Here is a 26,274-nt window from a genome sequence, read left to right on the forward strand (position 1 = left end):
AAATCATGACCACCCGTCAAACGGGTGGTTTGAACAAGGGCTGTAAGCCCACATCACCAGCCAGCGCCTAAAGACGCTGGCTTTCACTTTGTTCAAGCCTCACTGCTTTTGACTCGTCACTAGCCTCTTAAAGAGGCATTCGTACTACTTGCCATTATCCCTAAAGGGATCTTCATACTCTTTTACACTCAATTTATCAAGTGCTATATCATGCTTTTCCTGCTCTTGAATATATTTCTTAATTGTGGCTTCATTAAGTCCAACTGTACTTACATAATAGCCCTCTGCCCAGAAATGGCGATTGCCAAATTTATATTTGAGATTGGCGTGTTTATCAAACATCATAAGAGCACTCTTACCTTTTAAATATCCCATAAAGCTTGATACACTTAATCGCGGAGGAATACTGACTAACATATGAACATGATCCGGCATCAGATGTCCTTCGATAATTTCTACGCCTTTATAACTACACAAACGTCGGAATATTTCTCCCAAACTACTTCGATATTGATTATAGATGATTTTTCGTCTATACTTAGAGGTGAAGACAATGTGGTATTTACACAGCCACTTTGTATGTGATAAACTATGTGCCTTTTGTGCCATACTTTTCTCCTCTCGCTTTACAATAGGCTTGAACACCTTTATTGTATCGCGTTTGGAGGTTTTTTGGTATAACCTTCGTCGCACACCTGCATAGCGGGTGGTTTATTTGTCACGCACCTTACGGAGCGTGACGGACTAAAAGTCACATAAATCAAATCCCCGCTATCACAGGACAGCGGGGATTATTTATCTTACAAACTCTTCAACATATTATCAATATGCTGGATGGATTTTTCACGGCCGAGCAGGTAAATGGTATTTGGCAACTCTGGTCCGTGCATTTCGCCTGAAACGGCGATACGGATTGGCATGAAGAGGTTTTTGCCCTTGATGCCTGTTTCTTTTTGAACAGCCTTGATTTGTGGGAAGATGTTGTCTGGTTGGAAATCTTCGTCTGTCATGGCTTCCAATTTTTCCTTGAGGGCATTGAGGACAGTCGGTACTGTTTCGCCTGCCATGACTTCTTTTTCCTCGTCTGTCAATTCTGGGAAATCAGAGAAGAAAAGGTCTGTCAGCGGAACGATTTCGTCCGCAGATGACATTTGTGGCTTGTAAAGTTCCACCAATTTTTCTGCCTTGTCTGTCAAGCGACCCGCTTCTTCCAAGAATGGCTTAGCAAGGTTGAAAATAGTTTCCAAATCAGCATTTTTGATGTACTCATTGCTCATCCAGTCCATTTTCTTCTGGTCAAATGCTGCTGGTGACTTGCTGAGACGATTTTCATCGAAGAGTTGGATAAATTGCTCACGGGAGAAGATTTCCTCTTCACCACCAGGGTTCCAACCCAAGAGACCGATAAAGTTGAAAACAGCTTCAGGCATGTACCCTTTACGACGGTAATCTTCGATAAACTGAAGGGTGTTGGTATCACGTTTGGACAGTTTTTTACCAGTCTCAGAGTTGATAATCAAAGTCATGTGACCAAATTCTGGCGCTTCCCAACCAAGTGCTTCGTAGACCATGAGCTGCTTAGGTGTATTAGCAATGTGGTCATCTCCGCGGATAACGTGCGAGATGTTCATCAGATGATCATCGATCACCACGGCAAAGTTATAGGTTGGATAGCCGTCGCGTTTCTGGATAACCCAGTCGCCACCGATGTTGCCACCTTCGAACTCGATTTCGCCCTTAACCATGTCATTCCATTTGTAGATACCTGTTTCGTTGACAGCTAAGCGAACCGTTGGGACAATGCCAGCCGCCTCACGCTCTGCGATGTAGGCTGCTTTTTCATCTTCAGACATACCCAGGTATTCGTTGATGTAGCGAGGTGTTTCGCCCGCAGCTTCCTGACGCTCACGCTCCGCCGCCAATTCCTCTTCTGTCACGTAAGATTTGTAGGCCTTACCTTCTGCCAAAAGTTGATCAACATACTTTTGGTAAATATCCAAACGCTCTGATTGACGGTATTGCTCATGGGTTTCTGGGCTTTCATCCCAGTCAATGCCCAACCAACGCAGGTTTTCAAGCTGAGAACGCTCGCCATCTTCCACATGGCGTTTGCGGTCTGTGTCTTCGATACGAATAAGGAAAGTACCGCCGTGATGACGGGCAAAAAGATAGTTGAACAATGCTGTACGGGCATTTCCGATATGCAAAAGTCCCGTTGGACTTGGTGCGTAACGCACACGAATTGGTTTAGTCATGTTTCTCTCCTGTAAAATTTCAATCAAGAACATTATAGCATAGATATGCATAAGAAAACAGAAAAATCAGCCTAGATAGACTGATTTTGAGGTGTTTTTCATGCTTTTGAGTTTTGGCGGCTATCATTTAATCGAAAATAAACAATGGATAAACGAGGACTTTGTACTACTATTCTATACGATAGCTATGTCCACAACTTACACAAGTGATAATGGTATCAAACAAGCCCTCAGCAGGCTTTCCACACGCCGGACAATAGACTCTCTTGGCCTCCAGGCGATAGGTAGTCTTCCTGATAAGTGATTGCCCTTGACTTTCTACAACATCTTCTTTCCGACTTTCATATGCCAAAACCTCTTTCAAACTTCTTCCCTGACGTCCTGTCCGAGGCGGGCGAAGTAAGATATAGAAAGATAGTGTGAAAAAGACAATAAAGGCTACCGTCACAATAATCAAAGCAGTACTTACTAAGGAAGGTACTGAAATTCCAGCCTCCTTTTTTCTTCTAAAAAAATCTAAAATCATCTGCCAGAGAAAAATTGTAGAGCCTAGCCAAATGATAAAAATGATAGGGAATCCAAATTTTGTTATCTCTAATCGATAGCGTCGCATCTAGGGCTCCTTTCTGGCAAGCCAAGCACCACAGTGGCTACACGATTGTCCTTGTCCTAATTCTAAAAAATTTTCTGCACTGCAAGATTCACAAATAACAAGATAGGTCTCTTCTGTAATCTGATAGTGTTCAAAGAGTTCAAAAAGTTCCCTTATCTGTGCTTGTGTTTTAACGCGTTCTTCTAATCGAGATTTTCGATAAGTTAATACACAATTGATTAGTATAATTACAATATAAAGAACTGCCACTCGTACAATCAAAGTTTTGACAAAAGTTACCTGTTCCCCCTCTTCTAGAACCAAGAGAAATAGAACTAGCAAAGGAAAAAACAGAGAAATTGATAGATATTTCAGGTTATTCGTCGAAAAGGATTTAACAATATTTTCTATAACTGTCCGACCTCGTGGTTTAATCAACAATACTACCATTGCACCGATTATATAAACCGGATTGGGAAAACCAATCAAAAGCAAAAAAAGAGCTAATAATGGAAAGCATGTCAACACTCCATCTGATGACAGCTTAAAGAAACGCATCGCAAGTAAGGGAATCCCAAATATGACTAAAAAGGTCACAATTAGAATAAGAACTGAAAAGGTGGGATCATATTGCATGAATTGATAAAAACTTATTGTTGCAAACATACAGTAGGCAATTAACCAATTAAAAAGTAACCAACTTCGAAGTGCATCCCAGATTGATTTTAACACTTTAAGCATGTGACTGTTCCTTTTTTTCTCTCAAGTAGTCTTTGTAACGTACTTTCCCTTGGTATATCTCATCCAATGCGTTAACCTTCAGCTTAATATTCTCTAAAACACCGCAACTATAGTAAACAAAGCCTGCTAATATTAATCCCGAAAGAGAGAATACTATAGTGCCAGCAATAAATTTAGTATAAAGAATAGTATGAGAAAAGAGGAGGAGGACCAAAATAGCATTAGCTAGTCCCATGAAGACTAAACTCAAAAAACGAAATAATTGATACATCAGTAGTCTCCTTGTTTTGGGGTAAAGACATCCTCACTATTATCTGCAATAATTTCTCTTCGAACCCTTCGATAGTGACTATCAGTTGCTGTCAAACTACCAATAATAGCTACACCACCAATAACAATAACTTCAACAATCCAAAAAACTCTGACAGAGATATAGTTGGAGATAAAAAGCATAATACTTTGAAAAATAACCCAGATTACGGTTACAACATTGATGGGCAACCAGTCAGTAAAGCGTCGTTTAACTATTAGTTGTAGAAAAAATAAAAATTCCGATAAAACCAATAACCCCAATGCAATAAAATAAAGTCCAATTTCCTTGTGAGGAATCAAAAGTCCTAAAGCCACCGTTGTAATCATGACCAGCACTCCTGTCACATATATCCAAATATTTTTACTCATATTTCCTCCTAGCGTGATTGTCCACAGTTACTACAAAATTTAGCTCCGTCGGTAAAAGCCGTCCCACATTGACCACAGAATTTCGCTAAACTAACTGTAGGGCTGTTTTCAGAATTTATCATTTTTTCTGTTTGTATCGGTATCTGAGGCTGTTGAGCAGAATGAGCTCCCTGTCCCAAATTTCCCATAAGTGTTCCAAAATTTGCTCCCATTCCGAGCCCCATGGAAACTCCCATGCCAGCTCCCATAAGATGCCCTGCGGAACCTTCATTTTGTGCCGCTTTTTCTAGAACATCAAATTGGCGCTCTTCTTGATAACTGTATCCCTCAATCTCCCGAGTGCTACGCTCCCCTTTTGCACTAAGAACTTGTTTATGGAATCGAAATACTTCCTTGTACCCCTCACTATCTTGGTTTACTTTCAAGGCTTCAATATTAAATTCTTGTACAGAAATTCCATATTTAGCAAAACGATTGCTTAAAAGCTCTGATAACCCTTGAGCAATATCATGGCTATGCATTTCAATATCAATTGTAGCAATTCGACTATTCGCAATAACTCGGGAAATACCTGATGTAATCGTCCCAATAGCCACCTGTCTGAAACGCTTTTGAAATACTTCTGCCGTAATAATATCTGGATGACTCGGCATAAATTCTAAAATAAATGTTTCTAAGTCTATGATTCTTGGTATAAAATTTCCATGTGTTTTTAATTCAACAGGAATTTGACTTTCTGGATCGCGAACTAGTATCGGCGAAGGAGTCCCCCAGCCAATCGGCTGTAAATCATACATGTTAACAAACCATAGGAAAGATGAATCTGGTGACACACCGCCACTAACAAAAGACTTGAGTTTTGCTAGTCCCTGAGTATTATTTCCCTCAATTTTATGTTTCCCTTCTTCGTAAGACGCAACAGCTCGCCCGTTTGAAAAGAAGACAGCCCGTTGACCTGGATTAACAATTAAGGTTGTTCCCGGCTTCATATTTTTATTAGGGTGCCGCCATGCAAGAATATTTCTGGTATCTTCTCCTTCATACCTCACAACTTCAAAAAGATTTAATGACATAATATCTCCTTTTCCATTAGGAAAGGCTTGGCTGGTAAGTCAAGCCTTGTTATATGTAGTATAACAAGCGATTTGTCAAGTATTTAGTAGCGATAATTCCTTTTTTATTTCTGATTTTGAGGTGTTTTTTGATTCCGTGCCAGCCAGTAGAGGACATAGAGGACCAAGAAGCCAGTTGCCGCTAGGAAAAGTCCGCTAATCTGATTGACAGTCAATACCAAGACCATACCTGATACCAGTAGTCGAGTAAAGGCTTGACCTAGCATAAAATAGGTCGATACCGCTCCACCAATGGTCGCCAACTGCTCCTCTGGCATGGAATTGACAAACTTGGCATTAAACTTGGGACCGCTAGCCCCAAAGCCAATCCCCATAGTTGTAAGGAAGAAGAAAATAATTGGCAGTTGATGTAGCAACATTCCGACAAACACTCCAAGAAGAGAGAAAGTGGCGGCCACTTCCAGCGTCACCATGCTGGTCTTTTTGAAAAGGGTAAAGACCAAGGTCGAACCCAAGATGTTGCCGACAAAGAAAATCAGAATGGTCAGGGCAAGAGTTGTTTCAACATTGAGGAAGACAAGATTTGGGTCTTCGCTAATCAGCAGGACCAGAATAGGATAGAGAATCGCTCCGCAGGCGTTGATTATGGAGGACCAGGCGGAACTCGGGAATCTTGCGCAGCTCCACGATGGCTTGCTTGAATGAAGCTAAAATGCTCGGACCTTTGGTTTCTGACTCGGGCTGGCTCGGCTGCTCTGCTATTTTCAAAGGCTGCTCCGTCAGGAGTTTGCGAAAGGCTGGCGTCAGCAACTGCATGATGAGGAGGGAGACTAAAAAGGTGCCGGCGTTGAGAAAGGCGAGGTTTTGGTAGGAGAGGAAGCCGACCAAGAGGGCAGAGAGGGCCTGAAAGGCGATGTTGAGGAGGCTGGTCACGGTCTGGCGAAAGGCCGAGTACTGCTCCCGCTCTTCTTTGGGCGCTACGCGTAATCCCAGAGGTGAATAGAGGCCGTTTTCATAGAAGCCAGCGAAGTCTGCAAAGACATTGAAGCTTGCAGCCACCACGACAATCCAGAGGGCTGGCTCAAAGCCCATGCAGAATCCGAGGATGACATAGAGGGCCACACGAAAGAGTAGGGTCAGCTTGATAGTACTGATTTTGTTGACCGTCTTGTCTGCCAGATAGCCTGTGAAGAGGCCCATAAAGCTAGGAAAGATTTCTGAGAAGGTCACAATCGCCAGCGCTAGACGGCTGTCGGGCACCAGCAAAACATAGTTCATCAGGGCCAGATAATAGACAACATCGCCAAAATTGGACAGCATATCCGCCGTCAGTACCCATAGGTAGGTAGCATTTTTCAAAATCTTTTTCATGATAATTCCTTTCTTTTGTGTAATTTTCAGAATATTCAGATTTTTTATCTTACAGAGGAGCCTGGATAGACTTTCCTCTGTGATTATTCTTTTACATAGAGTAAATATTTAATGTAGAAAATGCCATATCACCCGTTACCAAGAGAACCTTTTCTTTTGGCTCAGATGCATAATTGTTAGTTGTTGACATGGCGCTATCCAACTCTACTACCGCTTGCCAGTCAGCAGGCAGGTAGAGTGTGATATTTGAAAAGGCCGCATCGATATAAAAATCTGCCTTATCACCTAGAATCACCGCCTGATCAAAATAGATCGTACTAGATCCAAAGGCTACATCAACACTGTCATGAATAAAATTCTCCTCATGGATATAACGAGTCGAGGAACCAAAAGCTGTATCACGCCCCTTATCGCCAATCACTCCTGTACCAACTCCATGAGCCAGTCTACGCTTCTTCGGCTTAAGCATCAGTTTCAAGCCAAGGCAAAGAAGAACAAGCGATAGAACCATATTCCAAGTCCCAAACTTCACCCAATCGTAAACTGAGTTCACCGCTATAAAAGCCAGACCGAAACAAAAGATACTGGCAAGCCAATCCTGCTTCACCAAACGGTGAAAACCCGTCACAAAGGTTAAAACAAACCAAACAGTTGTCCAAAACGGCATGGCCAGATGTAAGCCTAAGGAATCCCTTAGCAATACCAAGACCGCTAATCCAATCACTAAACAACCTATCATAAAACGTTTCATCTTCCTACCTCATTTCCTGTAACTTTTCTTTTAATAAATGGTAATAATGTCGCGACACGTGAACTTCCTTGTGAGTCTTATAGAAGGAAATCCGACTGGTGCCTGAGAAGGACTTATCTAGCGAATAGACTACCTTGCTATTGACAATGGTTGACTTAGCTACCCGACAAAAATAGATAGGCAAATACTCCTCAAGTTCATAGAGTTTCATCTTAACCTCGTAGGCATCATCGCCTGTATGAGCAAAAATCTTGGTTCCGTCCGTTTCAAAGAAAAGTATGTCACCCAATGACAGAAAATACTCGCTGCTCCCCTTGTAAAAAACAAGCGAGGGACGACTAACTTGTTGCAAAGCTTGCTGAATCTGTTCAATCTCTGGCCCCAGCTGACTGGTTCGGATAACAACTTCAACCTGATCTAAGCTGTCATCAAATTCAATCCTAACTTTCATAGCTCCCTCCTTTTTGATAGCTCTATTATACCAGTTCGACATCCAATTACAAGGGCATTTCAGTAAGTGGCAAAATTAGACAGGTAAGTGGTAAACATTCATCATTAAAAGCCGCTAGAATTCTCTAACGGCTTCATAATTATTTCAGTGGAGTTCTTTTATCCTCTTCTCTTTTACGACGCTTATAAAATGCGCCTAGAAGGAGACCTGCTCCAAGGATTCCTGTCCAAGCTGATGATTGTTCACCAGTATTTGGTAGCATTTGTCTTTCTGACTCTTTTGCTGGCTGAGGAAATGCAGGTTTCGGAACAATTTCGCTAACTAATTCCAACTGCCCTTCTATCTTAGATTCTAATATTATTTCAGTAGTCGTTCCGCTCACTGACTCAGAACTGAATTCTGAAAGAGAGTTTACCGAAGACTCGGAAATGGATTCTGAAGTTGATTCTGAAAGGGATGCACTCACTGATTCTGAAAGGGACTCGCTTACCAACTCGGAGATAGATTCAGAGGTGGATTCGGAAATAGATTCGCTAACTGACTCGGAGATAGATTCACTGATTGATTCTACAGTAGAAATTAGATGTGAAATAGAGGTAGATAGTGATTCTATTTCTGATGGAGTGTATTCCGACGACCTTATTTGCTCAGAACGCCTGATTGAGTTAGAGTATGATACTGACTCTGAGATAGACTCTGAGACTGATTCGGAAATTGACTCACTTACTGATTCTGAGACGGATTCCGAGATAGACTCAGAGGTGGATTCTGAAATCGATTCACTTACTGACTCGGAGATAGACTCAGATACGGATTCAGAAAGGGACTCGCTTACCGATTTAGAGAGAGATTCAGAGGTAGATTCCGAAAGGGATTCGCTTACTGACTCGGAGATAGATTCACTGATTGATTCTACAATAGAAATTAGATGTGAAATAGAGGTAGATAGTGATTCTATTTCTGATGGAGTATATTCCGACGACCTTATTTGCTCAGAACGCCTGATCGAGTTAGAGTATGATACTGACTCGGAAAGGGATTCTAAAGTTGATTCTGAAATTGATTCGCTGACCGACTCGGAGAGGGACTCAGAGACTGATTCTGAAATTGACTCACTTACTGACTCGGAAAGGGACTCAGATACGGATTCCGAAATCGATTCGCTCACTGACTCGGAAAGGGATTCTGAGACGGATTCGGAAAGGGATTCACTGACTGATTCGGAGAGGGATTCTGATACAGATTTCGAAATCGATTCGCTGACCGACTCGGAGATAGATTCTGAGACGGATTCGGAAATTGACTCGCTGACTGACTCGGAGATGGACTCAGAGACGGATTCAGAAATCGATTCACTGACTGATTCGGAAATTGACTCAGATGTAGATTCCGAAATAGATTCGCTCACTGACTCAGAGATAGACTCGCTGACCGACTCGGAGATGGATTCAGAGACGGATTCGGAAATTGATTCGCTGACTGACTCTGAAATTGACTCACTTACTGACTCTGAGATGGACTCAGAGACGGATTCTGAAATTGACTCGCTCACTGACTCGGAAAGGGATTCTGAGACGGATTCGGAAATCGATTCGCTAACTGACTCTGAAATCGACTCGCTGACCGACTCGGAGATGGACTCAGAGACTGATTCGAAAATTGACTCACTTACTGACTCTGAAAGGGACTCAGATACAGATTCGGAAATTGATTCACTCACTGACTCTGAAAGAGATTCAGAGGTGGATTCAGAAATTGACTCGCTGACCGACTCGGAAAGAGACTCAGAGACTGATTCGGAAAGAGACTCGCTGACCGACTCGGAAAGGGACTCACTTACCGACTCGGAGATAGACTCAGATATGGATTCAGAAATTGACTCGCTCACTGACTCTGAGATAGACTCAGAGACGGATTCCGAAATCGATTCGCTCACTGACTCGGAGAGGGACTCAGATACTGATTCTGAAATTGACTCGCTCACTGACTCTGAAAAAGATTCTGAGATGGATTCGGAAAGAGACTCGCTAACTGAATCGGAGATAGATTCAGATGTAGATTCAGAAATCGATTCGCTAACTGACTCGGAGATGGACTCAGATGTAGATTCGGAAATCGACTCGCTGACTGACTCGGAGATAGATTCTGATGTGGATTCTGAAATCGACTCGCTGACCGATTCAGAGATAGATTCTGAAAGAGACTCACTTATCGACTCGGAGATGGATTCTGAGACGGATTCGGAAAGAGACTCGCTGACTGACTCGGAAAGGGATTCTGAGACGGATTCGGAAATTGACTCGCTGACTGACTCGGAGATAGATTCAGAAAGGGATTCTGAAGTTGATTCAGAGATAGATTCAGAGACGGATTCTGAAATAGATTCGCTAACCGACTCGGAGATAGACTCAGATGTGGATTCGGAAATTGATTCGCTAACTGACTCGGAGATAGATTCAGATGTAGATTCCGAAATAGATTCGCTCACTGACTCTGAGATAGACTCGCTGACTGATTCTGAAAGGGACTCAGAGACGGATTCGGAAAGCGATTCGCTAACTGACTCTGAAAGAGATTCAGATGTGGATTCAGAAATTGACTCACTTACTGAATCGGAAAGGGACTCAGATACGGATTCGGAAATTGATTCAGATGTAGATTCCGAAATAGATTCGCTAACTGATTCTGAGATAGACTCGCTGACTGAATCGGAGATGGACTCAGATACGGATTCTGAAATCGACTCGCTGACTGAATCGGAGAGGGACTCAGATACGGATTCGGAAAGCGATTCGCTGACTGACTCGGAAATCGATTCAGATGTGGATTCTGAAATCGACTCGCTGACCGATTCAGAGATAGATTCGGATACAGATTCGGAAATTGATTCGCTGACTGACTCGGAAAGGGACTCAGATACAGATTCAGAAATTGACTCGCTTACCGACTCGGAAAGGGACTCAGATACAGATTCAGAAATTGACTCGCTTACCGACTCTGAAATTGACTCAGAGACTGACTCACGAACTGATTCAGATATTGACTCAGAAACCGATTCACGAACCGATTCGGAGACGGACTCGGATACTGACTCACGAACTGATTCGGATACGGACTCAGAAACAGATTCACGAACTGATTCGGATACGGACTCAGAAACCGATTCACGAACCGACTCGGATACCGACTCACGAACCGATTCGGATACCGACTCAGAAACAGATTCACGAACTGACTCGGATACGGACTCAGAAACAGATTCGGAAATCGATTCGCTGACTGACTCGGAGAGGGATTCAGATGTAGATTCCGAAATAGATTCGCTCACTGACTCTGAAATAGAGTTCGAAACTAAATTTGAAAGGGATTCCGACTGGCTGATTGACTCTGAATTAGACAAAGATTCAGATTTACTTGTCGATTCGGAGTTAGACAAGAGCTCAGACTTACTTACCGATTCTGAAAGGGATTCGGATACAGAGGTGCGAATTGACTCAGATAACGAACGCTTAATTGAAGAAGAGAGCGACTCAGAAGTTGACAGACGTATACTATGTGAGTTTTGAATAGATTCTGAAGTTGATTGCAAAAAACTATCCACCTCATTGCTTATAAATGAAGTTTTATAGCCAATCATCATCCCACTCAAATTCGTACGACCACCATCCTCTTTCACAGTTGCATGAACACTTGCTGAAGTCGGATGTAACGCAGCTTGAACATATAAAGCAATATTGGCTAAACTCGATCCCGAACTTGTAGTAAACGTGTAGGTTACTGGTCCAGATAGAGAAATTTTCTGACTCCCTAGACTATAGTTATGCCCATAAAACCTTCCTGTATAATCTAAGGTACTCAAATTTGTTCCCAGTGTTTCACGACTGGAGAAACTATCATCCAATCGTAGTGATATACCATTGACTTGTAGATTTTGTGGTGCTCCCATTTCTGATACAACAGCAATATATAACCCCATATATGCTTGCGATAAATTTGTAACAGGATTATAAACCACTCTCCAGTTAATAAGATTGCTGGTTGTATCCAGTCGCCCCTCGATTAAGGAAATCTGTTTGTCTCTATATTTTGCACTAGAATCTGACTCTGAAAAAACCAAGATATTTTGATTTGTTCCAGTAGCAGTCGCTCTCAAACTGACTCCATTATCCATACTTCTAGCAGTTCCAAGCAGTTGAGTAATACGCCCTGTCAACACGTTTGCAGCCTGAGCAATCTGTTTGCTGGCGATGTCCAGTTCTTCCTGCGTCATTTCTTTACCTGCAAGAATCGATTCTGCCATTTGCCACGCTTGGTCCGCCGCCTGCTTTGCAACTATATATCTTTGATACTTCGTCGTTCCAGTCTCTATCGAATCTGGAACAATGAGTGAACGAGATTCATTAAGAGAAGTTAAAGCTATATCGAATAATTGGCGGTTTAATCCTGCAAATGGCTCGATCGCCCTTACAGAATCACTCTCCGATTCAAGTATTGACTGAAGCTCTGATTCACTAAACGCGGGTGTTAAAAAAGCGCTTTCTGACAACGATTCTGAAAGAAGATCTGACTGAGATTCTATCACCGATTCCGAAATAGATTGACTCACTGATTGAGCCATCGATTCCGAGACTGAGAAAGACTGGATTTCCTCGATAGATGAGTCTTTATTGTCAGTTAATACGGTACTCATCTCTACAGTATCAGCCGTCACCAACCGTTCTTTCTCGGTTTCGAGAGTTGATGTTTCATCTGCCATTACAGTATCCATTACGGAGTAACTTCCCGCAAGAGTCCCTAATAACATAGCACCTTTTAATACAGCACTACTTGACTGAATTCTCTGTACTGTCTCACTTGAAACCGTCTTCTTTTCTGATTCAAACACTCTTGAAACGGTTCGAATACGTATCTTCGATAGAACCGTTCTAACCCAATGCTTTCCCGATTTATGCATTCTAACACGTGTCTTATGCGACACCGCTGTAACTTGTCTTCTTCCCCTATTGATTCCTACCATTTTTACCTTTTGCCATTTTAATGTTGTCTAACATTTCTATACTACATACTATTAGTAAACTTGTCAACTATAACAGCTTCTTCTACATGTTTTTCAATTTCTTTTCCCATAAAATGGTCCTTTAGAAAGAAGAGACAGACCTAGCACAACGAACCTTTGACTCTCTGTATTCATCGCTTCTTCGTTCGAAACAACAGTTATTCTGACCTAAAAATAATTTAGAGCCTGAAACTCCTGTTCCAGACTCAATCAATATAGTTGATAAAATGACATTAAAAAATCGCATCCAGCAATGATGTGCTTCCACCGCCACCGTCACCACCTGCACCGACAATATGATTGCCAATGACCTGAGCAAAGGTTTCAATGTTCAAGCTCTGTACATAGATTTCTCCATAACCTGTAAAGGTATTAACGATTCCTTCACCTGTACCTATAGATTGGAGGAAACCATTTTCCATATGGATATTGTAGTCCAAATCACGACTCCAAGCAACCACATGAGCATTGTCAATGGTGATACTTCCACCATCCAAAGTTAGCTTCTTAATAGAACCAAACGCATTCGCCAAAAGTGTGCCATGTCCCTCTGTAGTCATCACAAAGAGTCCACCCTGACCACCAAAGAAAGCTTTCCCAACACTCTGGCGTTCCATTTTATATTGAGCAGAACCATCAAGGGCAAGGAAGGCACCATCATTTAGTCGATATTGCTCTGCACCAAGTTCCAAGGCAATAACCTGACCTGGCGTTGAAGGCGCAAGTGCAATTTTTCCGTCATCGCTATTGGAAATGGCTTGCGTGATAAACATAGATTCGCCTGATACCATTGACCGACCGATGGCCCCCATCAATTTACCAAAACCTGAACCACCACGCGCATTGAGCTTGGTATTCAAGGTCACACTCGGCGTATGGTAGACCATGCTCCCTTGTTGAATATAAGCTGATTCACCAGCTTCCAAGGCGATTTCCACCAAAGGAAACTGCATATTACTATCGATAGTATATTTCATCCGATTGTCTGACATAATTGACTCCTATTTTTTACGAAAGGTCCTGTTAACCACAGGATAGCCATAATAAACCTAGAACAAGCTAAAATAAACCAAGTATCATTTATCTCTTTGTTTGTTCTGTTGTGATAATACAATTTTATCTCATTCAAAAAAACTTGTCAAGGATTTCTCGGCCATTCAGATAAAATTTACAGGAAAAACCGAACTTCCTGAGTATTCCTATATAACTTCTGTCATACGACCCGTATCCACATCATAAACCGCACCAGAAATTTCAACGTCGTCAGGTATGAGCGGAGATTGTTTCAAGAGAGCAATATCCTCCCGCACGCTTTCTTCAATGTCTGTAAAAGGAAGAAAGTCCTGACCAGCCACATCCACTCCCAAATCCCGCTTGAGTTGGACCGCAAAGTCCTCATTGGTAAAGGTCTGGGCACCGCAATCTGTATGGTGGAGCACCACGATTTCCCTTGTCCCGAGCTGCTGCTGGGAAATAACTAGCGAGCGAATCATGTCCTCCGTCACGCGCCCGCCCGCATTCCGCAAAATGTGGGCATCACCCAGAGCCAAGCCCAAGGCCTGCGCCACGTGAAGCCGTGAGTCCATACAGGTCACGATAGCCACCTTGGTCTTTGGACGAAGTGGCAAATGGTAATCACCATGCAGGTCAACATAGGCCTTGTTGGCCTTCATAAAGTTTTGAAAATAAGACATAGGACCTCCTTGTCTGATGAGAATTTCTGAAAGTTTCAGAAATAGGTTAGACCTAGCTTACCACATTCCCGACTATTTGTCGCAAAAAGAGGAGCGACTAGCTGTCACTCCCGAATGATTTCATCAGTTAAACACTTTCTGCAAGACTTCGCCAATGGTGGTCACGCCGATAACGGTGATTTCCTTGGGCACCTTGATACCGGTCAGAGAATTTTTGGGGGCATAGACCTTGGTAAAGCCCAATTTAGCGGCTTCGTTAATCCGTTGTTCAATCCGATTGACGCGGCGGATTTCGCCTGTCAGGCCGATTTCGCCTATAAAGCACTCTTGTGGGTTGGTCGGCTTATCCTTGTAACTGGAGGCAAGGGCAACTGCGACCGCTAGGTCAATAGCTGGCTCATCCAGTTTGACACCGCCTGCTGATTTGAGGTAGGCATCTTGGTTTTGGAGGAGCAGGCCTGCCCGTTTTTCCAAAACCGCCATAATCAAGCTAGCACGGTTGAAGTCCAAGCCTGTCGTGGTCCGCTTGGCATTGCCAAACATGGTCGGCGTCACCAGGGCCTGCACTTCTGCAAGGATAGGGCGGGTGCCCTCCATGGTCACGACAATAGCAGAGCCTGTCGCCCCGTCCAGACGCTCTTCCAGAAAGACCTCGCTAGGATTGAGGACTTCGACCAAACCCTGCGACTGCATTTCAAAAATGCCGATTTCGTTGGTGGAGCCAAAGCGGTTTTTGACCGCCCGCAAGATACGGAAGGTGTGCTGTCGCTCGCCCTCAAAATAGAGAACGGTGTCCACCATGTGCTCCAGGGTCCGCGGTCCAGCCAGGGTTCCCTCCTTGGTCATGTGGCCGACGATAAAGGTTGCGATGTTGTTGGTCTTGGCAATCTGCATGAGTTCATTGGTTACTTCACGGACCTGACTGACAGAGCCTTGCACGCTGGAGATGTCAGGGCTCATAATGGTCTGGATAGAGTCGATAATCAGGAAATCTGGTTTTATCTTCTCAATCTCGGTCCGAATGCTCTGCATATTGGTCTCCGCATAGAGATAGAACTCGCTATCGATGTCGCCCAGACGCTCCGCCCGCAACTTAATCTGCTGGGCAGATTCTTCCCCCGACACATAGAGGACCGTGCCAATAGTAGAAAGCTGGGTAGATACCTGTAAAAGCAGGGTGGATTTGCCAATCCCTGGATCGCCTCCGATCAGGACCAGACTGCCTGGCACCACGCCGCCACCGAGGACCCGGTTGAACTCTTCCATGTTAGTCTTGGTGCGGGCCACTTGAATGGAGGAAACTTCATTGAGTTTCATGGGACGGGTCTTCTCACCTGTCAGGCTAACCCGCTCGTTCTTGACTTCAGCGACTTCCACTTCCTCGACAAAGCTAGACCAGGAGCCACAGTTGGGGCAACGGCCCAGATACTTGGGTGAGTGGTACTCGCAGGATTGACAGACAAAGGTTGTTTTTTTCTTAGCGATGATGATTTCCTCCTATTTCCCCGTCGAGCCAAAGCCACCCGTCCGAACGCCGTCGGCCTGGTCGCCGTCAGCCAAGAGGAAGGGTGCAAAAACAGCCTGTACGATCCGCTCTCCGGCTTCCACCACGACAGGTTCCTCTGTGATGTTTCGCATCTGGGCAAAGATATGACCTTCATTAGCTGGATTGCCATAGTAGTCGCCGTCGATAACCCCAACCGAGTTAATCAGGACCAAGCCCTTCTTGCGAGGGTTAGACGAACGGTCGTAGAGATAGAGGACCTCATTGGCCTGCATATAGGCCTTGACACCTGTTGGAACCAGCTTAATCTCGCCTGGCTCCAAGCTGACCCTCTCCGCAGCCTTCAGGTCGTAACCTGCTGCGTGGGCCGTCTCACGTTTTGGCAATAAATTTTCATCAGTAAACTGGCTGACCAGTTCGAATCCACGGATTTTCATATTTTTCCTTTCGAATGCTTATTTTGAGGATAAATCTTCTAGTAATTTTTCAAAATCAGAATTTATCTTTTGGGTTTTATTAAAAATTGCATATTCTGACCGAGCTTTCTCCTTGGCTGACTGCCTTGTAATTTGACCATACCCCTCTAAAAGTTCATAATCTTGAAAGGCTAAAAATCGGTCAATACTATCTGCCAAATCTTGCATGGTCTGAGTTTTTCCTTGCTCAATTTGTCGCTCCAGATAGTCAAAGTAGCCCGAAATACTACGTTCCAGCGAACGAATTTCCTTTTCGTTCAGATAATTTTTAGCCACAAGAGCGTCCGATTGCAAAATACGTCCGTCAGGAGAGTGCTTCCAGGTTACCAACCCCATGTTCGCTTTGGTGTGGTCTGCCTTTTCATAAATAATTTCTGCAGCTGTTTTACCTGTAATCGCATAATGAAATTTATTTTGCACATGAGCATAGAATTGCTTAGTCATCAAGCTATTAGCGTCATAATCAATCGCAATCTCTGCAAAAATATCTGTGATTTGTAACCAAATTCGTCGTTCACTAGCACGGATAGAACGAACTCGTTCTAAGAGCTCACGGAAATAATCTTTTTCCAACAGGTTTTCGCCTTGCTTCAAACGCTCATCATCCATGGCAAAACCTTTAATCATGTATTCTCGAAGCACAGTTGTTGCCCACTGCCTAAACTTAGTAGCCTTTTGAGAATTGACACGATAACCGACGGAAATGATGGCATCGAGATTGTAATAATCAACCTGCCTGATGACCTCGCGAGTCCCCTCGATTTGAACTGTTTCCATTTTGGAAATAGTTGCTCCCTCATCCAACTCACCTTCTTCAAAAATATTTTTCAAATGTTTGCTGATAGCTGGTACACCAACATCAAATAATCTTGCCATTTCCTTTTGACTGGCCCAAATCGTCTCGTCACTGACAATAACACTAGCCTTTTCTTGGTCATTTTCTGCTCGGTAAATTAAAAATTGTAATTCCTTCATATTTGCCTCTTTAATTATTTAGGGCTCACTCCCTACTACAGATTCATTCGCATTTTTCGTCACAAATGCAAAAAGTGTGGTTAAGGGAAAGGCATACTCGTCATCAAAGCGAGCCGCACGTAGCCACAAGTCTTGGTCAACCTTACGGAGATAGACACTGCGAGGGAAGGTGAATTCTTCTTCCAACTGAGGCGACAGCAGGCAAATGGCTCCGTCTGGTGATTTCCCTTGGGAGAGTATGGCATCTTGACTGACTTCCTGTTCCAACAAGGCCAGGCGAAGATAAACTCCCAGATGAGCTGGTGGTAATTGATAACCAATCTTCACGGCTCTCTCCTCTATCTGAGGAGCAGTTGCTTCCCGATCAAATCCCATATCAGCTAGGCTGACAATCTCAACTAAACACTTCTGTTTCTCCACCACTTCTTGATAAGTTGGATGAGCTAGGTAGGTCTTGAAATAGTCATTCACAAAAACACCCTTGTCATCTAAGTAGGCAGGGATTTCTTCTTTTTTCAGGGGAAATAATTTAATTCGAACACTCTGTCTTTTCATAGGTCTATTATACACTAATTCATCAAAGGCTGCGATTTTCAGCAAAAAAACACCTGACCTACAGGTGCTACAAATATAAACTAGCTCAAGCAGTTCAAACCTCTTCCGAGCCAAAAATCTCCCAATACTTCTCGACTTCTTGCTCCAACTGTTCAACCATCTCTAGCAAGTCTGCGGCTCGGAGAATGGTAAGCCCCTTGTCCACCATCTCTCTATCCTGTTGAAAGATGCCCATACGGACATTGGCCATGCCTACATAATCAATCCGCATACTTTCCTGAGCCATGGCATAAACTCTCTCCATAACAGGATGACACAAGCCATACTTTTCTTTTCTCAACAAGACAGTTGATAGGTTATAGAGAAAAGTCAAATGACTAACATGAATGTCTCTGAAATTCTTATATTTGTCCAAGGAAAGCAAAATTTTATCTACAAAATTTTCCAAATGGACTACAGGAATAATCGGAAGAATAAGACTTAGCTTACGAAAATCAGCCAGATACCAAGTATCTGACTTTTCTAGCTCTTGCCAGAGTTCCTGAGCTAGCTGCTTTGTTTGTTGCCCATCTCCTACCTGAAGGATAGATAGCAACAAGCGTAATTGCTGTTCTATCCGCTGAACCCGTATATCTTCATGCTTCTTCAAATACTGCTCTACTTGGTACAAAAAATCCCGACAGTTTGATTCAGAAAAAAATTGTCCTCTCAGATTTTCAAAGCGATGGATGATAGAAGAACGCTCCGAAGGCTGATAGGCATGGCAGATATAGTCAAACTCTGCAAAGGTCATATCCAACTGACGAAGAATATGGGAAAAGTGAGCAATGGTCGGGTATTCTTTGTTGTTTTCAATTTTTGATAGGGTTGTCCGTGACAAGGCATCTCCACAAACTTCCTGCTGGCTAAGCCCTTTTGATTTGCGAATCTCTTTTAAGACTGTTCCAAAATCCCACCTCATCATAACCTCCTAAAACTGTGAGAAATGTTTGCGTTTTCATCAATCACATTTACTACATGATACCATAATAGTAAATAAAAACAAACAAAATGATAGGAGGTCCTCTTATGAAAACTTGGAAAAACTATCTCTTGCTTTTAGCTTACCTAGCAATCCTCATGGTTCCACACCTCCTAGGCGGTGGCTGGTGGTCATGGCCGTTACCAATTATCAACAAATAAATAAGATACCACCATCTCACCACTCTGGAAAGGAGGAAAATGACTGGAAACTAAGGAAAATTATCATGAAAAAGTTTGCTAAATTAGGTTTTGCCTTGGGAATTGCTTGTAGTTTAATGGTATCCACAGTCGCCTTTGCAGATTTTGTCGATGGTAGTGAATGGCTTTATGGAGTTGGATGGACAGGAACCTACGGGTATTCCAACTACCATCATCCAACACGTTCTCATACCACTACTGTAAAAAATAGGCAACATAAAAACCGTCAACGCCAAGGCGCAGGTATTTGGGCAAAAGCATCTATTACCAAAATCCCACCAACTGGCATGGAATATTTCTATGGTTTTTGATATGCACTGAAATTAGTTTTCCACAGACCATGAAATTAAGAGAAAAACGATTACCATGCTCAGAAATGTTTGATAGTAGGGTAATCGGGAACAACTGTTACTCATCAATTGCTAAATGACTGATAGTCAAATTCAAAAAGATAGTTAGTTTCCGACCAGCTCTATTGGTGTGCTGGTCGGAAAACATTTACAAGGAGGTGTTCAGATGAAAAGGCTAAACCATTTCTGTATGATTCTACTTCTGTGTTGTGTCAGTTTTATCGTTGTAAATCTACACTATACAAAGGAAATCAATCGCATACGTGAATTAGGAACGACTGACTATTCATTTCAATTTTATTTACGCGATAGTGCCGTTCCTTCACAGGATTTACTGCATTTTTTTGAAAAAATTGCTGATAAATACGACGTTTCAATTGTCAAAACAGATAGCAACACCGAGGTAATAAAAGCAGGTGTTTTTTCTCATGAGACATTTCCTTATAAAGATTTTGGAATCCAGCAACTTACTTTTAACGAAGACGGAAGTGGATCTTATACAAATATACAATCCTCCGACAAACTAGGGCATATCCCAACATTTTTGCAGGCCAAGACGATACGGCTCATCACTTTAAAAAACTATTTTCAAGATACATCCCATACACTAAATGGTCAGTATACCGTCACATCAACAAAATCCATAAACGACACTGAAATCGTACAGGAATTAAGTCATTTTTTCAATATTGATTCTTCTACACTATTGACTCCAACCTTTGAAACAGCAGTAGAATTAATAAACAGAGACTTGCTACTAGTAGCACTCATCTGCTCTATCGCATTTTTACTCCTTTCATTAACTTCTGTTTACCAACCAATTTTAGATATCAAACATATCGGCGTTGAAAAAATACTTGGATACAGTAACTTAGAGATTTTCTATCGCTATGTAAAACAAAATATACTAATCATGGGAATCGGTAGTATCATTCTAAATAGTTTACCGTTTCTGTTTTTTGACTACATGCCTCAAGGTTTTACAGCTATGATGCTGTTAGCGCATTTTATCCTCCTTCAAGTCTATCTACTCATCAATATTTTAGTCATCACAATTATCCAACGCATTAACGCCGCATCTATCATAAAAGGATTTGTTTCCTTCAAAACAGGATTCTATATCAATAATTTCTTCAAATGCTGTCTCACACTTCTTATCACTATATTGATGATTGGTGTCGGAAATAGCATTTATGAGGAACACCAAGAATTGAACTATCAAGAACAATGGGAAAAACAGGGAGATTTCCTAACACTCGAAACCGTAAAATCAGGAAATCAACTCTGGCAAGATAGCCTGTCTGGTTCCGACAAAGCTCATCAATATTATTACTCCTTATATAAGAATTTGACAGAAAATCTTCCAACTTACTATATTCGTTCTAGTATCATAAACCCTGGCAATTTCTCACATCTTAAAGAATTTGAACATTCAACATTGGCTAATGACATCCCTGTTCTATACGCCAACAAAACCTATCTAGAAAGTATAGGATTTCCGATTCCACATACAAGTAAACAATTGACTGTACTCTTTCCAGCATCAATGAAAGAGAATGAAGAGTCTAACAAAAATCTAGCAAAATTGATTGGTTTTCTGTCACTGAAATATGAAGAACAAGTGGCAAAAACAGTCAGCGAGGTAGATGTTGAATACATTTATTATGACGGCGACTGGACATTCTTCCCATACAATGAAACCTTATCCAACAATTTCACTAATCCAATGATTAGCCTGGTCAATGACAATGATATGTCGTGGGAAGATAAAGCACACCTATCAAATACTGGACTAAGTAGCCCAATTAAAATTGCAAATTCCCCTCAACATCAACAAAAAATCGAACAAATTCTTCAGAAATTACCTGATGATAGCTATTTCAAGTTCTCGTCAATAAAATCTATTCAACAAGGACGTGTAGATAGTTTCCGAGACGCTAGTCGTAACTTCGTCACCCTGTTTGCGATTATCTGCTTACTGAGCATTGTTGTTTCCTATTTTATTGTAAAAAGTATGTTTCTTTGGAGAAAATCTCATATCATCACTATGAAATTTTTAGGATGGTCACTTTTTGACCGCTACAAACCTATTCTAATCGGACTAACTCTACTATATTTGCTACCTCTTCCAGTTATTTTGATAGCTGGTAAGTCACTATTTCCTCTTGCACTTTTTTTACTATTTGCCATTGCTGATGGGGGTATTTTCCTATTTACATCACTGCGCATGGAGCAAAAAAATCTTGTACAATACTTGAAAGGAGAGAACCTATGATTCATTTAGAACATATCTTTAAAAAGATTGGTCAAAAACATATCCTACATGATTTTTCCCTCAACATTGAACAAGGTGAACTAGTCGCAATTGTTGGAAAAAGTGGTAGCGGAAAAACAACATTACTAAACATCATTGGCTTGCTTGACGGTGAATACGAAGGAAATTACCTCCTATTTGGTCATTCAAACGTACCTGTAAACACTAGGACATCTCAAAAAATAATTCGGGAACAAATTTCCTATCTATTCCAAAATTTTGCTCTAATTGAGAACGAAAGCGCCGAGTATAATCTCCTGATGGCATTAAAATATACCAGATTATCAAAAAAGGAAAAGGAAGAGTCCATAAAAAATATACTAGAAAAAATCGGACTAGCAAACACGCTAAAACAAAAAATTTCCGAGCTGTCTGGAGGAGAACAACAGCGAATTGCTATCGCTCGTACTCTACTCAAACCAAGCAATCTTATCTTGGCAGATGAGCCAACGGGATCATTAGATCAGGAAAATAGGGACTTAATCCTGCAATTTCTCATAGAAATGAATAATAGTGGAAAAACAGTAATTATCGTCACACACGATCCATATATTGCCGATAAGTGTCAGCGGATTGTTCGTTTATGATTTAGATAGTTTCTACACCCTTTGCGAATAAGCTTTCCGCTAAGAACCTACATTCACAAGTGAGGTACTTCCACACCCAGAAGCAGGTCGTCTATGGCCTGACCCGAATACGGCATTGACTCTGCCGAGGTTATCATATTCAAGAACAATTTAGATACAACAAGAAAAGGTCTGAAAACCAGCTCATCTGGTTTTCAGACCTTTTCTATCTTCCCTATTCAAACACAAACTGGTTGTGGTAGAGTTCGGCGTAGAAGCCATTGAGTTTAAGGAGCTGGCTGTGGTTGCCTTGCTCGATAACTTTTCCGTCTTTGAGGACGATGATTTCATCCGCAAGTCTGGATCTATTTCTCTGGTATAACCCAAAAAAGATAGTAAGTAATAAAGACTGTCAGCAAGCCAAGTCCAATTTTGACAAATAGTACAGGAGCCAACCAAATGGAAATCCCCATGAGTATGTAGATTTGCCAGATAATTTGTTTTTTCCGTTTACGGGAAATGGCTTTGGTTTCAGCATAATCCGCTACGTAAAATTGATAAATTTTTGTATTGCGTAGCCATTTTTCAAAATTTTTAGAGCTTCTAGCAAAACAAAATCCAGCCAAAAGTAAAAGAGGCGTTGTTGGAATTATAGGTAGAACAATCCCAATCATGCCAATAGCAAGACTAACAAAACCAGCTACTAGATAAACAATTTTTTTCATAATACTATTATACCAAAAGAGTTCGTGATTTTTTGAACATTTTCTGTATATTTTAGGAAAGCGCTTGCTTTCCACCCTGTAAACTGGTATGATAAGGATATTACATTTAGAAAAGAGAGAAGATGCTATGAAACTTCTAGGACTTGTCGGAACCAACTCCGCTCGCTCAACCAACCGCAAACTCTTGCAGTACATCAAACAGCATTTCGCAGACAAGGCTGATATTGAATTGGTTGAAATCAAGGACCTTCCAGTCTTCAATAAACCGGCTAATCGTGAACTGCCAGAAAGTGTTAAAGAATTAGTTGCAAAGATTGAAAGTGCTGATGGTGTCATCATCGGAACACCTGAGTATGACCACTCAATCCCCGCTGTTCTTATGAATGCACTAGCTTGGGTATCATATGGAGTCTACCCTATGCTTAACAAGCCGGTTATGATTACAGGTGCCTCCTACGGAACGCTCGGTTCTTCCCGTGCTCAATTGCAACTCCGCCAAATTCTCAATGCTCCTGAACTCAAAGCTACTGTTTTACCAGATGAGTTCTTACTATCTCATTCCATGAAAGCCTTTGATACAAACGGTGAGCTCATTGATTTAGAAATCAGTCAAAAACTGGATGCCATCTTTGATGACTTCCGTCTCTTTGTCAAGATGACAAGTAAACTGTCTAGCGCCAAAGAGTTACTTCAAAAAGAAGCTGAAAACTTTGACTGGGAAAACTTGTAAGAGAGGAGATCAATCATGAAATTTGTCGGAATCGTCGGGTCTAATGCAGACCAATCTTATAACCGCATGCTATTGCAATTTATTCAACGCCACTTTAAAGTAAAATTTGAATTAGAACTTTTGGAAATCAAAGATGTCCCAATGTTCAATCAGGACGAAGACCAGTCTAATAGCTTTGCGATCCAATACCTTTACAACAAAATCACACGTGCTGATGGTGTCATCATTGCTACACCTGAGCACAACCACACCATCACACCTGCGCTTAAGAGTACTCTAGAGTGGCTCAGTTTCAATTTACATCCATTTGAAAATAAACCAGTTATGATTATCGGGGCTTCTTACTACGACCAAGGAACGTCTCGTGCTCAAGTCCACTTGAGAAAAATTTTGGACGCTCCAGGTGTCAATGCCTACACGTTACCAGGTAATGAATTCCTCCTTGGTAAAGCGAAAGAAGCTTTTGATGATAAAGGGAACATTATCAATGAAGGGACTGTGAAATTCTTGGAAAGCTGTCTAGACAACTTTATCAAGTATGTCGGCGTTGTATCAAAATTGAAACAACCCAAGCCAATTGCACCCGAAGATTTAGACTGTACCCATCCAATCGCAACGACCATCACAGGTGTGGACCCAGATGACCCAGACTGGCTGGATAAGGCTTCTAAATTGGTCAACGCTGTCGAGGGAGATACGTATGTTAAATTAGATAACGGTCTTTTAACAGTTAACCAACTCAATATGTTCCTCAACGCCATGCCATTTGAATTGACCTATGCAGATGATAACAATCAGTTCCTCTATTACAACAATAGCCACCAAGAGCCTGATACTATGTTAGGTAAGCGGGTCCCAGAGCAAGTAGGAAACCGCTTGTCAACCGTTCACGGCACTTTACCACCTGCTCGTATGAAGAATGTCGAATGGGTTGTTGGAACCTTACGTAATGGTAACCAAGAGTACGTTCGAACAATCGTCCCAGGCACACCACCTGAAATTATCAATACTCATAACTATCAAGCTATGTACTATCCTGACGGGTCCTACGCTGGCATCAATGAAATTATCTTTAATTTTAAGCCATGGTTAGATTGGTATCTTGAAACCACTGGACAACGCTTGGTGGGAGGGGCAGGAAACACCACATCTCCTGCCCATGTTGATGCAACCTCTGGCGCTTCAGATACAGGTAGTACCCATACAGCTTCCACACCGACAGATGCCAATTCTGGTGCATCTGCTCACTAACAAATAAAAACTAGTGGGAAGGGGCTCCCTTTCCACTATATTTTTTCAATAAATTTTTGATGATTATGTCACAAGGAGGTCCCATGTCCCCATTTCAAGAAAAAATTTCGGTTGCAGTTTCAAAAAAAGAATCCCTTTTTGATGAAAGTCTAAGCCGTTACGCCTTACGCTCCATGTATGCAGGAGCTTATTTGACCATGTCAACAGCTGTTGGTATTATTGGAGCTGATGTCATCTCCAGTCAATTCCCAAGTCTATCGCGTTTTGTTTTTACCTTTATCTTTGCTATCGGACTGATTTTTGTTCTTATTTTTGGTGGCGAATTGGCTACATCTAATATGATGTATCTAACGACTGGTGCCTATTATAAGCAAATTACTTGGAAAAAAGTAACGCTGATGTTACTTTACTGCACCTTCTTCAACTTTGTAGGTGCTACCATTCTGGCTTGGCTTTTCAATCAGTCCTTCTCCTACCTTAACTTATCTGACGAAAGTTTTGTTGTCAACGCTGTCACCATCAAACTAGGAAAATCCGACTGGAGTAACTTCTTTGAGGGAATTACTGCCAATATGTTTGTGAATATGGCTATCCTTGGGTATATGCTACTCAAGGAACAATCCGCCAAATTCTTTGTTATTGTATCTGCTATTTTTATGTTTGTTTTCCTTATCAACGAACACTTAGTTGCTAATTTCGCATCATTCATGCTCTTAGCCTTCAACGCTGCTCGTACTAATGTAGATACCTTTACTATGGTAAATATTCTTCGTCAGTGGATTGTTGTTTTCTTTGGAAATTGGCTTGGAGCCGGACTCTTTATTGGAATTGCTTATGCTTGGCTCAATCAGACCAAAACCAACCATCTTGAACAGTAATGATACTACAAAAACAGCCAAGATAAACCACATCCTAAAAGTTTAAGGATTGTGGCCTGCTTAT

At 41.8% G+C, this 26,274-nt stretch carries 26 protein-coding genes and 3 pseudogenes; 8 read left to right on the forward strand and 21 right to left on the reverse strand.

Going from position 1 to position 26,274, the window contains the following annotated elements; translation table 11 throughout:
• Positions 1-144: 144 nt before the first annotated feature.
• From tnpA to K5Q22_RS09915, 11 genes and pseudogenes are all read right to left on the reverse strand, one after another.
• Positions 145-609, reverse strand: coding sequence for an IS200/IS605-like element ISSsu4 family transposase (gene tnpA, locus K5Q22_RS06590; RefSeq protein ID WP_205014054.1), 465 nt, complete (start codon positions 607-609; stop codon positions 145-147).
• A 191-nt stretch (positions 610-800) separates the two neighbouring features.
• Positions 801-2,255, reverse strand: coding sequence for a glutamate--tRNA ligase (gene gltX, locus K5Q22_RS06595; RefSeq protein ID WP_205014057.1), 1,455 nt, complete (start codon positions 2,253-2,255; stop codon positions 801-803).
• 169 nt (positions 2,256-2,424) lie between these two features.
• On the reverse strand, positions 2,425-2,868 hold the full coding sequence (locus K5Q22_RS06600; protein WP_024408027.1) for a hypothetical protein: 444 nt from the start codon (positions 2,866-2,868) through the stop codon (positions 2,425-2,427).
• Entirely contained in the window at positions 2,869-3,588 is a 720-nt protein-coding gene (locus tag K5Q22_RS06605; protein ID WP_205014059.1) for a hypothetical protein, read from the reverse strand. It lies immediately after the preceding gene.
• Positions 3,581-3,859 carry a hypothetical protein gene (locus K5Q22_RS06610; RefSeq protein ID WP_205014061.1) on the reverse strand — a complete coding sequence of 93 codons (279 nt, stop codon included), beginning with the start codon at positions 3,857-3,859 and terminating at the stop codon, positions 3,581-3,583. The genes K5Q22_RS06605 and K5Q22_RS06610 overlap by 8 nt, the downstream gene beginning before the upstream one ends.
• On the reverse strand, positions 3,859-4,269 hold the full coding sequence (locus K5Q22_RS06615; RefSeq protein WP_024408030.1) for a hypothetical protein: 411 nt from the start codon (positions 4,267-4,269) through the stop codon (positions 3,859-3,861). Before K5Q22_RS06615 ends, K5Q22_RS06610 begins: the two co-directional genes overlap by 1 nt.
• An 8-nt stretch (positions 4,270-4,277) precedes the next feature.
• Positions 4,278-5,342 carry an SPFH domain-containing protein gene (locus tag K5Q22_RS06620; RefSeq protein ID WP_205014063.1) on the reverse strand — a complete coding sequence of 355 codons (1,065 nt, stop codon included), beginning with the start codon at positions 5,340-5,342 and terminating at the stop codon, positions 4,278-4,280.
• Between the two features lie 104 nt (positions 5,343-5,446).
• Positions 5,447-6,713, reverse strand: a pseudogene (locus K5Q22_RS09860) (MFS transporter).
• 91 nt (positions 6,714-6,804) lie between these two features.
• A complete protein-coding gene (locus tag K5Q22_RS06630; RefSeq protein WP_074391215.1) occupies positions 6,805-7,464 on the reverse strand; it encodes a LiaF transmembrane domain-containing protein in 660 nt (219 codons plus the stop codon).
• A 4-nt stretch (positions 7,465-7,468) separates the two neighbouring features.
• Positions 7,469-7,915, reverse strand: a complete 447-nt coding sequence (locus tag K5Q22_RS06635; protein ID WP_024407334.1) for a LytTR family DNA-binding domain-containing protein — start codon at positions 7,913-7,915, stop codon at positions 7,469-7,471.
• Between the two features lie 139 nt (positions 7,916-8,054).
• Complete coding sequence (locus K5Q22_RS09915; RefSeq protein WP_238599190.1) at positions 8,055-8,135, reverse strand: hypothetical protein; 81 nt, start codon at positions 8,133-8,135, stop codon at positions 8,055-8,057.
• Between K5Q22_RS09915 and K5Q22_RS09865 the strand changes: the two genes are divergently transcribed.
• Positions 8,105-8,236 carry a hypothetical protein gene (locus tag K5Q22_RS09865; protein WP_269088582.1) on the forward strand — a complete coding sequence of 44 codons (132 nt, stop codon included), beginning with the start codon at positions 8,105-8,107 and terminating at the stop codon, positions 8,234-8,236. The two genes, K5Q22_RS09915 and K5Q22_RS09865, sit on opposite strands and share 31 nt — an antisense overlap.
• A gap of 1,321 nt (positions 8,237-9,557) precedes the next feature.
• Here K5Q22_RS09865 and K5Q22_RS09870 read toward each other — a convergent pair.
• From K5Q22_RS09870 to K5Q22_RS06680, 9 genes and pseudogenes are all read right to left on the reverse strand, one after another.
• A pseudogene (locus K5Q22_RS09870) lies at positions 9,558-12,605 on the reverse strand (DUF445 family protein); the annotation flags it as partial.
• Between the two features lie 222 nt (positions 12,606-12,827).
• A pseudogene (locus tag K5Q22_RS09875) lies at positions 12,828-12,932 on the reverse strand (KxYKxGKxW signal peptide domain-containing protein); the annotation flags it as partial.
• 272 nt (positions 12,933-13,204) lie between these two features.
• On the reverse strand, positions 13,205-13,963 hold the full coding sequence (locus K5Q22_RS06650; RefSeq protein WP_002939965.1) for a TIGR00266 family protein: 759 nt from the start codon (positions 13,961-13,963) through the stop codon (positions 13,205-13,207).
• A gap of 207 nt (positions 13,964-14,170) precedes the next feature.
• The gene (locus K5Q22_RS06655; RefSeq protein ID WP_014638738.1) at positions 14,171-14,665 is read right to left on the reverse strand and encodes a carbonic anhydrase; all 495 of its coding nucleotides are present in this window, start codon (positions 14,663-14,665) and stop codon (positions 14,171-14,173) included.
• 123 nt (positions 14,666-14,788) lie between these two features.
• The gene (gene radA / locus K5Q22_RS06660) at positions 14,789-16,156 is read right to left on the reverse strand and encodes a DNA repair protein RadA (RefSeq protein ID WP_024404944.1); all 1,368 of its coding nucleotides are present in this window, start codon (positions 16,154-16,156) and stop codon (positions 14,789-14,791) included.
• A gap of 6 nt (positions 16,157-16,162) precedes the next feature.
• Entirely contained in the window at positions 16,163-16,606 is a 444-nt protein-coding gene (locus tag K5Q22_RS06665) for a dUTP diphosphatase (protein WP_205014066.1), read from the reverse strand.
• Between the two features lie 18 nt (positions 16,607-16,624).
• Positions 16,625-17,620, reverse strand: a complete 996-nt coding sequence (locus tag K5Q22_RS06670; protein WP_105121277.1) for a virulence RhuM family protein — start codon at positions 17,618-17,620, stop codon at positions 16,625-16,627.
• Between the two features lie 18 nt (positions 17,621-17,638).
• A complete protein-coding gene (locus K5Q22_RS06675) occupies positions 17,639-18,175 on the reverse strand; it encodes a hypothetical protein (RefSeq protein ID WP_205014129.1) in 537 nt (178 codons plus the stop codon).
• Positions 18,176-18,269: 94 nt separating this feature from the next.
• On the reverse strand, positions 18,270-19,136 hold the full coding sequence (locus K5Q22_RS06680; RefSeq protein ID WP_205014069.1) for a helix-turn-helix domain-containing protein: 867 nt from the start codon (positions 19,134-19,136) through the stop codon (positions 18,270-18,272).
• 286 nt (positions 19,137-19,422) lie between these two features.
• Here K5Q22_RS06680 and K5Q22_RS06685 point away from each other — a divergent pair, with 286 nt between their 5' ends.
• From K5Q22_RS06685 to K5Q22_RS09795, 4 genes are all read left to right on the forward strand, one after another.
• Positions 19,423-19,707: a lactococcin 972 family bacteriocin gene (locus tag K5Q22_RS06685; protein ID WP_205014072.1), complete on the forward strand. Its 285-nt coding sequence runs from the start codon at positions 19,423-19,425 to the stop codon at positions 19,705-19,707.
• Positions 19,708-19,912: 205 nt separating this feature from the next.
• Positions 19,913-22,021: an amino acid ABC transporter permease gene (locus K5Q22_RS06690; protein ID WP_205014074.1), complete on the forward strand. Its 2,109-nt coding sequence runs from the start codon at positions 19,913-19,915 to the stop codon at positions 22,019-22,021.
• Entirely contained in the window at positions 22,018-22,647 is a 630-nt protein-coding gene (locus K5Q22_RS06695; RefSeq protein ID WP_205014076.1) for an ABC transporter ATP-binding protein, read from the forward strand. The genes K5Q22_RS06690 and K5Q22_RS06695 overlap by 4 nt, the downstream gene beginning before the upstream one ends.
• A gap of 235 nt (positions 22,648-22,882) precedes the next feature.
• The gene (locus K5Q22_RS09795) at positions 22,883-23,008 is read left to right on the forward strand and encodes a hypothetical protein (protein ID WP_260619270.1); all 126 of its coding nucleotides are present in this window, start codon (positions 22,883-22,885) and stop codon (positions 23,006-23,008) included.
• On the opposite strand, the gene K5Q22_RS06700 is transcribed toward K5Q22_RS09795, so the two are convergent.
• Positions 22,992-23,351, reverse strand: coding sequence for a YbaN family protein (locus K5Q22_RS06700; protein ID WP_024384177.1), 360 nt, complete (start codon positions 23,349-23,351; stop codon positions 22,992-22,994). The two genes, K5Q22_RS09795 and K5Q22_RS06700, sit on opposite strands and share 17 nt — an antisense overlap.
• Positions 23,352-23,478: 127 nt before the next feature.
• Between K5Q22_RS06700 and K5Q22_RS06705 the strand changes: the two genes are divergently transcribed.
• The 3 genes from K5Q22_RS06705 to K5Q22_RS06715 all read left to right on the forward strand — a co-directional run bounded on the left by K5Q22_RS06705 (position 23,479) and on the right by K5Q22_RS06715 (position 26,210).
• Positions 23,479-24,081, forward strand: coding sequence for an NADPH-dependent FMN reductase (locus K5Q22_RS06705; RefSeq protein ID WP_024384178.1), 603 nt, complete (start codon positions 23,479-23,481; stop codon positions 24,079-24,081).
• 15 nt (positions 24,082-24,096) lie between these two features.
• Entirely contained in the window at positions 24,097-25,332 is a 1,236-nt protein-coding gene (locus K5Q22_RS06710; RefSeq protein ID WP_205014078.1) for an NAD(P)H-dependent oxidoreductase, read from the forward strand.
• A gap of 83 nt (positions 25,333-25,415) precedes the next feature.
• A complete protein-coding gene (locus tag K5Q22_RS06715) occupies positions 25,416-26,210 on the forward strand; it encodes a formate/nitrite transporter family protein (RefSeq protein ID WP_024384180.1) in 795 nt (264 codons plus the stop codon).
• Positions 26,211-26,274: the final 64 nt, after the last annotated feature.

The organism is Streptococcus sp. 2018162, from assembly GCF_019754175.1.
GTDB lineage: Bacteria > Bacillota > Bacilli > Lactobacillales > Streptococcaceae > Streptococcus > Streptococcus hashimotonensis.

Bases quoted from the DNA above. Each gene is read 5' to 3' on its own strand.
- K5Q22_RS06635 (WP_024407334.1), bottom strand. From the start codon at position 7,915: ATGAAAGTTAGGATTGAATTTGATGACAGCTTAGATCAGGTTGAAGTT.
- K5Q22_RS06655 (WP_014638738.1), bottom strand. From the start codon at position 14,665: ATGTCTTATTTTCAAAACTTTATGAAGGCCAACAAGGCCTATGTTGAC.
- K5Q22_RS06600 (WP_024408027.1), bottom strand. From the start codon at position 2,868: ATGCGACGCTATCGATTAGAGATAACAAAATTTGGATTCCCTATCATT.
- K5Q22_RS06695 (WP_205014076.1), top strand. From the start codon at position 22,018: ATGATTCATTTAGAACATATCTTTAAAAAGATTGGTCAAAAACATATC.
- K5Q22_RS06685 (WP_205014072.1), top strand. From the start codon at position 19,423: ATGAAAAAGTTTGCTAAATTAGGTTTTGCCTTGGGAATTGCTTGTAGT.
- K5Q22_RS06715 (WP_024384180.1), top strand. From the start codon at position 25,416: ATGTCCCCATTTCAAGAAAAAATTTCGGTTGCAGTTTCAAAAAAAGAA.
- K5Q22_RS06675 (WP_205014129.1), bottom strand. From the start codon at position 18,175: ATGAAAAGACAGAGTGTTCGAATTAAATTATTTCCCCTGAAAAAAGAA.
- gltX (WP_205014057.1), bottom strand. From the start codon at position 2,255: ATGACTAAACCAATTCGTGTGCGTTACGCACCAAGTCCAACGGGACTT.
- K5Q22_RS06670 (WP_105121277.1), bottom strand. From the start codon at position 17,620: ATGAAGGAATTACAATTTTTAATTTACCGAGCAGAAAATGACCAAGAA.
- K5Q22_RS06605 (WP_205014059.1), bottom strand. From the start codon at position 3,588: ATGCTTAAAGTGTTAAAATCAATCTGGGATGCACTTCGAAGTTGGTTA.
- K5Q22_RS06610 (WP_205014061.1), bottom strand. From the start codon at position 3,859: ATGTATCAATTATTTCGTTTTTTGAGTTTAGTCTTCATGGGACTAGCT.
- K5Q22_RS06615 (WP_024408030.1), bottom strand. From the start codon at position 4,269: ATGAGTAAAAATATTTGGATATATGTGACAGGAGTGCTGGTCATGATT.
- K5Q22_RS06710 (WP_205014078.1), top strand. From the start codon at position 24,097: ATGAAATTTGTCGGAATCGTCGGGTCTAATGCAGACCAATCTTATAAC.
- K5Q22_RS09865 (WP_269088582.1), top strand. From the start codon at position 8,105: ATGCGCCTAGAAGGAGACCTGCTCCAAGGATTCCTGTCCAAGCTGATG.
- K5Q22_RS06705 (WP_024384178.1), top strand. From the start codon at position 23,479: ATGAAACTTCTAGGACTTGTCGGAACCAACTCCGCTCGCTCAACCAAC.
- K5Q22_RS06690 (WP_205014074.1), top strand. From the start codon at position 19,913: ATGAAAAGGCTAAACCATTTCTGTATGATTCTACTTCTGTGTTGTGTC.
- tnpA (WP_205014054.1), bottom strand. From the start codon at position 609: ATGGCACAAAAGGCACATAGTTTATCACATACAAAGTGGCTGTGTAAA.
- K5Q22_RS06680 (WP_205014069.1), bottom strand. From the start codon at position 19,136: ATGAGGTGGGATTTTGGAACAGTCTTAAAAGAGATTCGCAAATCAAAA.
- K5Q22_RS06700 (WP_024384177.1), bottom strand. From the start codon at position 23,351: ATGAAAAAAATTGTTTATCTAGTAGCTGGTTTTGTTAGTCTTGCTATT.
- K5Q22_RS06650 (WP_002939965.1), bottom strand. From the start codon at position 13,963: ATGTCAGACAATCGGATGAAATATACTATCGATAGTAATATGCAGTTT.
- K5Q22_RS06665 (WP_205014066.1), bottom strand. From the start codon at position 16,606: ATGAAAATCCGTGGATTCGAACTGGTCAGCCAGTTTACTGATGAAAAT.
- K5Q22_RS06630 (WP_074391215.1), bottom strand. From the start codon at position 7,464: ATGAAACGTTTTATGATAGGTTGTTTAGTGATTGGATTAGCGGTCTTG.
- K5Q22_RS06620 (WP_205014063.1), bottom strand. From the start codon at position 5,342: ATGTCATTAAATCTTTTTGAAGTTGTGAGGTATGAAGGAGAAGATACC.